At 33.9% G+C, this 11,675-nt stretch carries 11 protein-coding genes; 7 read left to right on the top strand and 4 right to left on the bottom strand.

The window, feature by feature from the left end:
• Positions 1 to 84 precede the first annotated feature (84 nt).
• Positions 85 to 1,305, bottom strand: coding sequence for a hypothetical protein (locus BMX83_RS09515; protein ID WP_143059527.1), 1,221 nt, complete (start codon positions 1,303 to 1,305; stop codon positions 85 to 87).
• 301 nt (positions 1,306 to 1,606) lie between these two features.
• On the opposite strand from BMX83_RS09515, the gene BMX83_RS09510 reads away from it, so the two are divergent.
• Both BMX83_RS09510 and BMX83_RS09505 read left to right on the top strand, forming a co-directional pair.
• Positions 1,607 to 2,146 carry a DUF2975 domain-containing protein gene (locus BMX83_RS09510; protein WP_177170567.1) on the top strand — a complete coding sequence of 180 codons (540 nt, stop codon included), beginning with the start codon at positions 1,607 to 1,609 and terminating at the stop codon, positions 2,144 to 2,146.
• A gap of 16 nt (positions 2,147 to 2,162) precedes the next feature.
• Positions 2,163 to 2,390: a helix-turn-helix domain-containing protein gene (locus BMX83_RS09505; protein WP_091636438.1), complete on the top strand. Its 228-nt coding sequence runs from the start codon at positions 2,163 to 2,165 to the stop codon at positions 2,388 to 2,390.
• A 134-nt stretch (positions 2,391 to 2,524) separates the two neighbouring features.
• Here BMX83_RS09505 and BMX83_RS09500 read toward each other — a convergent pair whose 3' ends face one another.
• On the bottom strand, positions 2,525 to 3,316 hold the full coding sequence (locus BMX83_RS09500; protein WP_091636436.1) for an MBL fold metallo-hydrolase: 792 nt from the start codon (positions 3,314 to 3,316) through the stop codon (positions 2,525 to 2,527).
• A 533-nt stretch (positions 3,317 to 3,849) separates the two neighbouring features.
• On the opposite strand from BMX83_RS09500, the gene BMX83_RS09495 reads away from it, so the two are divergent.
• From BMX83_RS09495 to BMX83_RS09480, 4 genes are all read left to right on the top strand, one after another.
• Positions 3,850 to 4,617, top strand: coding sequence for an ABC transporter ATP-binding protein (locus BMX83_RS09495; RefSeq protein WP_091636433.1), 768 nt, complete (start codon positions 3,850 to 3,852; stop codon positions 4,615 to 4,617).
• Complete coding sequence (locus BMX83_RS09490) at positions 4,607 to 6,604, top strand: ABC transporter permease (protein WP_091636431.1); 1,998 nt, start codon at positions 4,607 to 4,609, stop codon at positions 6,602 to 6,604. The genes BMX83_RS09495 and BMX83_RS09490 overlap by 11 nt, the downstream gene beginning before the upstream one ends.
• Positions 6,605 to 6,694: 90 nt before the next feature.
• Positions 6,695 to 7,366: a response regulator transcription factor gene (locus BMX83_RS09485; protein WP_091636428.1), complete on the top strand. Its 672-nt coding sequence runs from the start codon at positions 6,695 to 6,697 to the stop codon at positions 7,364 to 7,366.
• On the top strand, positions 7,363 to 8,370 hold the full coding sequence (locus BMX83_RS09480; protein ID WP_091636425.1) for a sensor histidine kinase: 1,008 nt from the start codon (positions 7,363 to 7,365) through the stop codon (positions 8,368 to 8,370). Before BMX83_RS09485 ends, BMX83_RS09480 begins: the two co-directional genes overlap by 4 nt.
• 177 nt (positions 8,371 to 8,547) lie before the next feature.
• On the opposite strand, the gene BMX83_RS09475 is transcribed toward BMX83_RS09480, so the two are convergent.
• Positions 8,548 to 9,111: an NADPH-dependent FMN reductase gene (locus BMX83_RS09475; RefSeq protein WP_091636423.1), complete on the bottom strand. Its 564-nt coding sequence runs from the start codon at positions 9,109 to 9,111 to the stop codon at positions 8,548 to 8,550.
• 184 nt (positions 9,112 to 9,295) lie between these two features.
• On the opposite strand from BMX83_RS09475, the gene BMX83_RS09470 reads away from it, so the two are divergent.
• Positions 9,296 to 9,853: a TetR family transcriptional regulator gene (locus BMX83_RS09470; protein ID WP_177170566.1), complete on the top strand. Its 558-nt coding sequence runs from the start codon at positions 9,296 to 9,298 to the stop codon at positions 9,851 to 9,853.
• A 51-nt stretch (positions 9,854 to 9,904) separates the two neighbouring features.
• Here the strand turns inward: BMX83_RS09470 and BMX83_RS09465 are convergent, their stop codons facing one another.
• Complete coding sequence (locus BMX83_RS09465) at positions 9,905 to 11,314, bottom strand: sodium/glutamate symporter (RefSeq protein WP_091636447.1); 1,410 nt, start codon at positions 11,312 to 11,314, stop codon at positions 9,905 to 9,907.
• Positions 11,315 to 11,675 lie beyond the last annotated feature (361 nt).

Raw genomic sequence — 11,675 nt, 5'->3', positions numbered from 1 at the left:
GAGGGCACGCATTTGGTGATAATTTACATCTTATCTTTACTATCGACTACGAAATCAATTCTCAACTTCATGAATCATGCATTTTTAATCTCTTTCAATATCTGAGTTTTTCTCATCGTATTCTTCCTGTAAAATTATATTCATCATAGGTAAATAAGCACGATAAAAAAACGAGTGGGACGCATTCCCCTGCAGTCGACTTATCATTTTATTCAACCAGTCCATCCCTTTATATCTAACTATCGAGGGTGTCACAGGCATATCCGCATAATCGCCGGCAAAATAATATGCCGGTGTCTTCGATTTAATATTACGCGTCACTGCCGGAAATGTGTTTTCAATATCATAATCACTCAAGTGTTGTTTTCCGCTTTCGGTCAGTCCGAGCGAATATTCTGCTAAAACTTCCGAGGAATCTGACTCAACAATATCAAACCAGTAATCATAATGTGAGGACAGAGATGTATCAAAAAATTCTTGTCCTCGTTCGTTGAATTCAAATCTTATTCCTTCACCTTCAAAGTCCTGTCCTTCTTTTAGAACCAATACTGACTCATCATTTTTTACGAAAACATAGCCCGAGCCGCTTAAATTCCAGTTTTCATTCGTTTGCTGTTCGTAGTTCTTTATGATCCATTGGGGAATATCGCTTTTCAGCTCAGGATCCAACTCATTAAAATAACGTACTGACCAACCATTCCATTGAATACCTAGTAAAGACGTTAGACGTTGTTCAACTTCAGGCGATGTCGGACTGGCAAAACTATTGAATTCAGCAATCACTGGTACATGTTGGGAAATATATTTTTCTTCAATATACGCGACTTCTTCATCTGTTAAGCCACCGTATATCAGTTCTGAACGTGTTCCTTCTTTATTCTCATCGTAGTATTCATTTTCGTAAACCCCATAAGTATCCGCCATATAAATAAGGTCATACTCTTTCATATTCTCAGATAGTTGTGAAATGTGGTACTGTTTTTCTTCCTGTGGATGAAAACCACTATAATCTTGCGCTAGATCGTATAATGTTCCATCATTTTTCAAGTATTTATAATGATTCAGTACCCAAGTTATTCCTTTATGCTCTTGATAAGTTTGATCTGGCACCGTTTTATCTAAAATCAAAACATCGAACTTTTTTTCTGAATCAAGCTGCCAAGCTATGTAGGGTAAGAAAAGAAGAAAGAGCACCACCGCAATACTTAAATAGATACGTTTATTTTTCATAAATACCTGTCCTTTATTCTGATTTTTATGGTCATCGTTTGCCTGTAATTGATCAGTTATTACTAATTGTAGCATATTATCGTATTCAAATCGTTTGCATATTTCTATAGTATTTGTCTGTGGGATGTCATGCTGTTATTCGGGTAAAGCTTCGTGTGTGTTTAGTCTAATTGCTGTGTCCTTTAATGTTTAACTGTTTAATCCCAAAAACTTTGTATTTTTTCTAAAAAAACTCTTTCATTAATTGATCAAGATAATTATCAGGATATTACTTATCCGTTATCAAATAAAAATTATCGTTTATCGTTAATTTATTGTTGACTTTGATATATAAAAAAGTATACTGATGTTAAATCAACGAAATGGAGTGAGACAAATGAATATTAAACAATTCAAAAATGTCAGTCGTTTTGCATCAGTTCTTTTAAGGATTGCAGCTATTTGGTTTGGCTTATCTGTAGCAACCCTATTCTTTTCTTACTTCTTTACCTCAAGCGACGTCTGGTTTAATTTCCCCAGTCCGGATTTTCCGATACTAAATGGTATAGGTGGAGCTACAACTAACAAGTTGTTTCCCCTCAAGCAAGCCGCATCATTTGTTGTTCCCTTAATTGTTATCGTCAACTGTTATGTTTTATGGAAAGGCAGTCAGTTGTTTACATATTTAGCTGATGGAAACTCACCTTTTTCTATGGACTTTTCCCGATCTGTCAAAAATTTAGGATTGATACTCATCGTTTCAGATATAGTTTTCCCGATTATATACTCGCTTTTGGTAACTATCATGATGGAAAGTGGTTACTATTATATTATAGGTGTCGGTTCTTCCTTATTGATTGGTCTGATTTTATTTGCCGCAGCAGAAATTTTCAATTACGGCATCAACTTGCAGCAGTTTGCTGACGATACAGTTTAGAGAGAGGATGATTCAAATGCCTATCATTGTTAGACTTGATAGAGTTATGGCTGATAGAAAAATCATGCTCAAAGATTTAGCCGATGAAGTTGGTATTTCTAATGTTAATTTATCTAAGTTGAAAACTGGTAAAGCTGTCGCTGTTCGCTTTTCTACTCTGGAAGCGATTTGTGAGGCACTGGATTGTCAGCCTGGAGACATCCTGGAGTATAAAAAAGAAGAAGAATTAGTTAATGATTCGTAGCTTATTCCAGCTAATAAAATTATGTATGTAAAAAATCCTGGTAAACCAGTTAAGTTTTCTGGTTTACCAGGATTCTTTATATAGTTAAATATTTCGTGGGTTCTATAGGTTCTTTTTTTTTAAATACCTCGTCGTTACTCATTTAAATAATTGTAATTTTGATAATGACTCTCTTTCATTCCTTCAAAAAAACGATACTTCTTTCTCAAATCTTTTTCTAATGTCTGATCATCAGCTTTCAATCTCTTCAAATAATTCTTTGAAAAAGAAATGCGGTCACGTATTTCATCTGTTTGGTCCGTAACGTTTCCATGTCCTGGCACATGAAAAGCAATAGCGTAGTCCTCTACTAATCTTTCAGCTTTTTCGACTGTCCTCACATAATCCTTATAGCTACTTGCAATAAAAGGAAACTCAACATCGGATAAATAGTCCCCTGAAAGAAAAATTCCAAAAGGTTCCACAATTGTGAATAGTCCATCATCTGTATGTCCTGGTGCTTTAAAAAAAGTCAGCGTCATATCAGCACATTTAATGGTTGATCCATCTTTTTTGATCACGTTATCAACAATCGGATAGGCCACTTCATAATCACGTTCTATATAATACTCCTGATCAAACGCGTTTACTTCTTCTAGAATATTTTGTTTTATTGAATTTGCTTGAAAAGCTTCTGAAGCAATCACGGTTGCTCCCGGAAAAGCACCTGAACCGATAATATGATCAAAGTCACTATGTGTATAAATGATGTATAGCTGACGGTTATCTTTGACTTCATCTATATACTCTTTTATTTCTCTGATTTCTTGTGGCAGCCAGGTCGGATCCGTTAAAATAATGGATTCTTCTCCTATAATCACAGCTGAGGTTGTTTGAAATAGTACACTTTTAAATACAGTGAGATTATTTTTTTGCAAGTGTATCACTCAATCACGCCCTTCTTTCATTGATATATTCTTGCTGAACATCAAATCTGGAATATCTATATTAATATTTATCTAAAGGAGTATCCCCCCTTTCAGAGTAAACCTTCTTAAATTAAGTCATTCCAAAGCATTGAAGCCTTACAGAATCCATTTTCTTTCCTTTTAATATTATTAAACGAGTGATATACTCCTATCTTTTCTTGTAAAAGGTACGTCTTCTATTACCTCTATTGTATCATGAATATACTGTTATAATTATTGAGAGAGAACGTTCTCCTGTACACTATTACTATTACTTTTCCTTATCTCATTTATAGGTCATACTTTTCAATGTGTAAAAAATGTTAATCTAATTTTTAAATGATTTTTTATAACCCACATCATATAATCTTTAATAAATGAAAGAGAAACATTTCAAAAATGAAAGATTTATGTAAGCTTAACCACTATGTAAATGCACTTTAATTTAATAGAATGAATGAGTAACATACCAAGAAGAAAACATACAGATGTAATCAAAAAGGAGTTTGAAAATGAAAAACATATTAGCTGTGGAAAAAATCGAAAAGTACTATGGTAATGAAGAAAACATGACAAAGGCTATCGATAATATAAACTTTGAAGTCAGAGAAGGTGAATTTGCTGGAATCATGGGACCTAGTGGCAGTGGTAAGACAACCCTGCTAAACTGTATATCAACAATTGATAGTGTGACAACAGGAAAAATAATGATTAATGACAAGGATATTACACGCCTAAAACCTAAAGAACTTGATATTTTTAGACAAAACGAATTAGGTTTTATATTTCAAGATTTTAATCTTCTTGATACGCTAACTTCTTATGAAAATATAGCCTTATCCTTGACTATAAAAGGAGAAAAAGTAGAAAATGTCGATGAAAAAATTAGAAGTGTTGCCACTTACTTAGGTATTGAGGATATATTAAACAAATACCCGTATCAAATTTCAGGCGGACAAAAACAAAGAGTTGCCTCTGCCAGGGCTATTGTTACTGATCCTTCATTAATCCTAGCCGATGAACCGACTGGGTCGCTTGATTCAAAATCAGCACGTCTACTATTAGAAAAATTTGAAAAGTTAAACACAGACTTAAACGCTACAATTTTAATGGTTACACATGATGCATTTACAGCCAGTTATGCACATAGAATTCTATTTATAAAAGATGGAAAACTATTTACCGAGTTAGTAAGAGGAAATGATACGAGAAAAGAATTTTTCAACAGAATTATTGATGTCATAACTCTTATAGGAGGAGATGACAACGATGTATTTTAAAATAGCAATCAAAAATGTTAAAAAAAGTTTTAAAGATTATTCCATCTACTTTTTAACTTTAACTTTAGCTGTTTGCATTTTTTATAGTTTCAATTCCTTGGAATCTCAAGAGGTGCTTACAGATATTGAAATTTCAGGAAAAAGTTACGTCGACACCTTATCCACTATTATCTCATATATGTCAGTATTTGTAGCTTTTATACTAGGGAGTTTAATCCTCTATGCAAATAACTTTTTAATAAAGAAAAGAAATAAGGAACTCGGTATATACATGACGTTGGGTATGAGCAAAGGGACTATTTCTAAAATATTAATTTATGAAACACTCTTAGTTGGAGCCCTTTCTTTAATAAGTGGTATCATGGTTGGCTTACTAACATCTCAAGGCTTGTCGATAATGGTCTCTAAATTATTTGAAATAAATTTAGACAACTATAGCTTCATAATATCTTTGTCGTCAATATTAAAAACGATAGCATATTTTGGTATGATGTATTTCCTTGTCATGATTTTCAACACATATATAATAGCTAAATATAAAATAATAGATTTACTAACTGTTGGGAGGAAGACCGAAGAAATTAAATTTAAAAACCCAGTCATATATCTAATTACTTTCCTACTATGTATTCTATCTTTGGGGAGTGCTTATGTATTGATTTTAGATGTTGGCTTGGATCCAAAAAACTTCAAGTTTATATTATCTATAATTCTTGGTATGGCAGGTACTCTTCTCTTTTTTTATAGCTTATCGGGTGCCGCATTATATATCGTTAAACGAAATAAAAAAATATACTTCAAAGGTTTAAATATCTTTGTAATCAAACAAATTAACAGTAAAATAAATACAAATTTCATATCAATGTCCGTCGTTTGTTTAATGTTGTTTTTGACAATAGGTATTCTATCAACAGGTTTTAGTTTCAAGAGTGCTTTAGAATCAGGCCTTAAGGGTTCAACACCTTTTGATGCTAGTGCCTACTTATTTGTCGATGAAGAGGATGAAATAAAAAATATCAGTACTGCACTTGATAATTTAAATTTCACATTTGATGAAGAAGATGAAGTGGTCTTTTATAATGAATATACTAAAGATCTTAAAATTTCAGATATTCTTCCCATGGAAAAGGATTTAAACCAATTCCAATTCGAGGTTTCATTTATAAAAGCATCTGACTATAATAACATTCGAAAGTTGGAAGGCAAACAAGAAATTCAGTTAGATGACTCAGATCTGCTTTTAACTTCCAATTACTCAGAATTAGCTGCTGAAATCCAAACCTTTATGGATGACAACGACACATTGAAATTAAGCGATAGTGTATATGAAATTCAGAATACTGATGTTATAAATACAAATTTGAAAACAGATTTTGCAGAAAATAATTTACTGACAATTATTATAGATGATGCCTTTCTTAACGATGCATCTGTGATCACAAGTGTTGTAAATATTGAATTTGCAAACAAAAGTAATTCTCAGTCAAAAAAAGATTTCGAAGAGTTAATGTACGATTACAAACAAGGTAAGATAGATCCTACTGAAGGTAGTTTTATCTTAGGTAATACAAGATCTCAGATATATGAAGAAAACAAAGGTCTAACGACAACGCTATTATTTGTTGGTATATATTTAGGTATTGTCTTTCTAATTAGTAGTATGGCTGTACTCGCTCTTCAACAATTAAGCGAAGCAAGCGACAGTATTCCCCGATATATTTCACTAAAAAAATTAGGGGCAAGTAAAAAAAATATAATTAAAACTATTTTTGTTCAAACATTGATTTACTTTAGTATCCCTATTGGCTTAGCTTTAGTCCATTCAATTGTTGGAATACAGGTTGCGAACGACTTCATCTCAGCTTTTAACAAGCCTGATATTGGAACAGCCTCACTAATCACAGCTGGATTTTTAAGCAGCATCTATGCCATTTATTTTTACACAACTTATATTGGGTATAAAAACATTGTTTTAAGTAAAATTTAAATGAACAGCTAAAAAATCTATTTGTTGAGGCAAATAGATTTTTTAATATACAAAACTTACTATATAATAAGTAAAAGGGGTGGAATTTAATTGGAAAAAATCATCATAATTGAAGATGAACAGATCATACGCGAAGAACTTACGAATCTCTTGAAAAAATACAGCTATCGCATAGCGGCCCCAGAGAATTTTGATAATATAGTGGCTTTTATTTTAAATGAACAGGCTGATTTATTACTTCTCGATGTCAACCTTCCTAACTATGATGGGTATTATATTTGCAAGGAAGTACGCAAAAAATCAGATATCCCTATAATAATGGTAACAAGTAGAGATACAGATTCAGACGAATTAATGAGTATGAATCTTGGTGCAGATGACTTCGTGAGTAAACCTTATCATTCACAGATACTCTTGGCACGTATTAGCTCTTTATTAAAAAGAAGCGGATCAACCCCAGCCCAAAGCAATATACTCACTTGCGACGGTATTCAATTAAATTTAGCAAATGCTCGATTAAAATATGACACTCATGAAATAGACTTGACTAAAAATGAAATGAAAATATTAGCTTATTTAATCGAGAACAGGGGGCAAATAATATCACGCTCAGCATTAATGGAATATTTATGGAATTCAGACTATTTTGTAGAAGATAGTGTTTTAAGTGTTAACGTTACACGGATACGAAAGAAACTAGAAGAAATAGGTATAAAAGATTTAATAAAAACAAAGAGAGGACTAGGATATATTATACAATGACTATAAAAAATTATTTGAATGATAAAGTTGTATTTCTTGGTGCCAACAGTATTGGCTTTCTAATTTTGGCAGGGATCCTATTTTATAGTGCTTTTAATACTACTCTTATTCTTTATACCTTCTTACTTTGGTTTTTGCCTTTAACCAGCTTTATGATTCTTGACTATTTAAAACAAAGAAAGTATTTCAAGTCGATTAATACTCTTATGGATAAATTAGATAAAAAATATTTACTCCCAGAAGTCATTACCGATACACACTTTCCAATAGGTGATGAGGTCAACGATATTCTTAAAGTCGTTAGCAGAGATATGCATGAACACATCAATTTTTACAAGGATAATAAAGAAGATTATCGAGAATATATTGAAACCTGGGTTCATGAAATTAAAACTCCTATAGCCTCCAGCAAACTTATTATAGAAAATAATCCCAATGAAACAACACATAAAATTGAGACACAGTTAGAAAAAATTGAAGACTTCGTTGAACAAGTACTCTATTACTCAAGAAGTAATAATGTTGAAAAAGATTATATTATAAGATCCCTTAACCTTAAGCACGTTATAACAGATGTTGTCAAAAGAAATGCCAAAGATTTTATAAATGAAAAAATAAAATTGGAATTAGATGCCATTGATACGATTGTTTATAGTGATGCGAAGTGGCTTGAATTCATAATTAATCAGCTGATTATAAATGCCATAAAATATAGAACGCCAACTGATGCTAAGATACATATAAGCACTCAAACGCATGAAAATTCAGTTACTTTAACTATTTGTGATAATGGAATTGGGATAGATGAAAAAGATTTAAGCAGAGTCTTTGATAAAGGTTTTACAGGGTCAAACGGAAGAAAACTTAAAAAAAGTACTGGTATTGGATTATATTTATGTAAAAAATTGTGTGACAGGTTAAACTTACAATTATCGATCAATTCAAAACCAGGCCTAGGCACTTCTGTTACTATCACTTTTCCAATGCTCATGGATCACTACTAGACTACGTTTATAGCACAGTACCCAACATAGTATGTCCTTTAATGATTTTACTAAATTAGCCCTCACTTCTCATGATCCCCCTCTCTTGATATGCCATACAAAAAGACCCCCAAAAGTTAGATTGTTTACTCTAACTTTTGGGGGTTGGTACCTCCGTTTAGTCTTTTTAGTATTTTTTTATGCACGTACGGGTTTTAATGCCTTACTCCAAGCAGCTGTCGTTTCAAGTAAGGCTTGAATCGTTGGATGATGAACATCTGATGGGCGGAATGTCGCCATCTCTTCAAAGTCCGTAAATAAACTGAATGCGCCAGCGGGTCCAACTGTTGCCACATTGAAATTGGATAAAATATGACGCAGGCTCAACTGTGCAGCAATACCAAGTGTTGATCCATAAGTGACGATTCCAGCTGCTTTATTTCCCCATTCTGATCCCAGGTAATCAAAAGCGTTCTTTAAAGAAGGTGTAATAGTATTGTTATATTCTGGTGTAATAAAGATAAAGCCATCAAGTTCATCGATTTTTTTAGACCAGCGTGTCTGCTCGGCATTTTCATAACTTTTATTTGCCATAGCTGGTGGCACTGTTTCATTAAATAACGGTAAGTCATAATCCTTAATATCGACAATCTCAAACTCCGCAGTGTCAACATTTTTTGTTTTTTCTAAAACATATTCCGCAACTTGTCTACTCACACGTGCGTCACGGGTACTACCTAAGATGATTCCTATATTTACCATAAAAAAATTCCTCCTGTTAAATGTATTCATTTTTTCAACTAACTTTTAGTAAGCTTGCTACTCTGTTTATTATAGTTCATCTTGACTAAAAGTTAAACCAACAGTATAGTAAAAGTGTTGTTTAAGTTACACTTTATTATTATCGTTGATTTACTTATCCATGCTATGGAGGCAGATGACTATCATGCAGACAAAGACAGATCCACGTGTATTGCGCACACGGAAATTAATCACCGAAGCATTTATACAGATTTTCCAAACCAAATCCTTTTCGGAAATATCTGTAAAAGATATTACCACTGAAGCAATGATCAATCGTGCCACCTTTTATAACCATTTTCTTGATAAGTACGACTTGCTGGAAAAAGTGGTTGAAGAGAAACTGCATCTGAATTTAGGCTGTGAAAAACAAAAAACAAGCATGTCTATTGAAGAAACCATTGAAACTGTTTTTCTATCTTTGACGCGTTTTGAGACTTCAGTGCCAAGCGTTTCAGGGCAAGAAGAAAAAGAAGCAATCGATGCGATCATAAAGCTTGAATTAGTTAATATCTTTAGAACAAAACTCATTGAGATTAATCCCCAAACCGAAACACGCTTGTTAGATAAACTGGCTAATTGGCTAACATTTACCGTACGGGGGATCAGTCTGGACTGGAAACATTCTGACCAAGACGAAACCGCTGGAGAGTTTATCGAACCTTTGCTTCCATTTATCATGCGCGGTATCGAAACGCTTTAAAAAGGCTCTCCAAATAATTGGAGAGCTTTTTTATTTATAAATTATAGCTTACTATTTTTTTGGTTTGAACTTAACTAAACCAAACACTAAAAAAGATAAAGTGACGACGGTCGTTATAATTAAGAAAGTCACTGGTCCAAATTGATAGATTAATGGGAGCGATGCCGATGTTACAAGCCCTCCACCGACAAAGGGTTCAAACATTATTTGCTTGTAACCAAAGCCTTCTAAAGCTGGTGTTTTATTATCTGGATCAGCTATTTTCATCAGGAGTAAACCTGTCGCTGCCATACCTGTTGCCTGTCCAAAGTCGCCAAGCCCTCTCTCAAACCAGTGGTCAGGTATCATTCGCGGACCAAGGTATAAGAATGCAAATAAGTTCCAGGCTATTCCTGCTAGTGAAATCAGCAAGAACGGAATAATGTTATCCCCAATGACATCAAGGGATAACGTCGCGAGTGCAGATACTAAGAGAATATCTAAGGCAAAACCTGAGATCATACTCACTAAGTTAGGATCGATATAATTTCGTAGATTCAACTTGCCAAAAATCATTTGAACAACGATTCCCCCAATCATTGCAAGTGGGAAAAGGGGTAAATAAGTGAACAAGTAAACATCCGTCCACGCTCCCCATGTATAGGCTTCAAGTATAATCAAGGCTTGCTGGAAGATATAACCAAATAAAATAGCAATGGCAATCAGTGACAGATGGAAAGCTAGGGGTTCAATCGCTTTAGGTTGCTTCACTTCTTGTTCAATATCATAACCATAGGATTCAGTAATCTGCTCTTTCTCTTCTTCAGAAAACGTCGGTCTTTCTCCTTGTGGCTTTGCATATCCTTTACGAAAGCCAATATTAATTATAGCAATCCCGGAAATAACCCCTCCAAAAATACCCATTGTCGCTAAGCCTAACGCGAGGTCAGCCCCTTCAGCATATCCAAGCAAGGCAAAGGTATCTGATAATCCAGCTGCCGTTCCGTGTCCTCCAACAAATGCAATTTCAATTAAGGCTCCTGTTAATGGATCCATTCCAAAAAATGGCGTCAATACAAAAAGTGTCAGCAGTAACCCAACAACATATTGTCCCCAAGCAACAGTGTGCCCCATGACTATTTGAGGACCTGAATTATTCCAAATTTTCTTAAGACTAGGTACAGGTTTAGCTAAAAGTAAAGCGGCAAAAATAACGTTAATAAATAGGCCGGATAACGGGCGCCATACCTCTAAGATGAATTCGGGAAGCAAACCATTATAAAAAATAGAATTTTCGTTTAAAAATTGCGAAGTAAGTCGGCCCAATACGTCTGGCCCAAAACTTAATGCTAAAAAGCCTCCAATGATAGAGCTCGGCAAAAATAAATTCTGCAACCACTTTGTTCGTGTTCGAATAAATTTACCCGCTAGTAGAAAAGCACCAATAATTAAAAAACTGAAACCAATTTTGTCTGGTGTCATAAAAACACTCCTCGTATAATAAGTTTGAAGATAAGAATTGTACTTATCTTCTTTGGTTGTTAATTTCTTAAATAGTTCAGAAGCTTCTCCCCCATGGGGGAGAAAATTTTCAAAACTTTTAGTCATCTAGTTAACTTTTGATCTTTGACAATTTAATACTATCCATGGGTTCTGCTTGGTTATTCCGTGCTGTTTCTGTGTAAAATAGAATCAGATGGAAGTCGGTTCTTAGTGGGATGAAGCTTCCACTCCTTGTAGATCAACTACACTAAAAGCATGCTTCCCGTCATAGTGTTGAGACTATATACTCATAAGCTGAATGACTCGATTCTGTTATCTAATGGTCTTAGGAAACCGTTGG

It is taken from the genome of Alkalibacterium gilvum (genome assembly GCF_900109085.1).
In the GTDB taxonomy this organism is placed as follows: domain Bacteria; phylum Bacillota; class Bacilli; order Lactobacillales; family Carnobacteriaceae_A; genus Alkalibacterium; species Alkalibacterium gilvum.
Note: the sequence above shows the minus strand (reverse complement) of the source record. Positions and strands in the feature narration are given on the sequence as shown.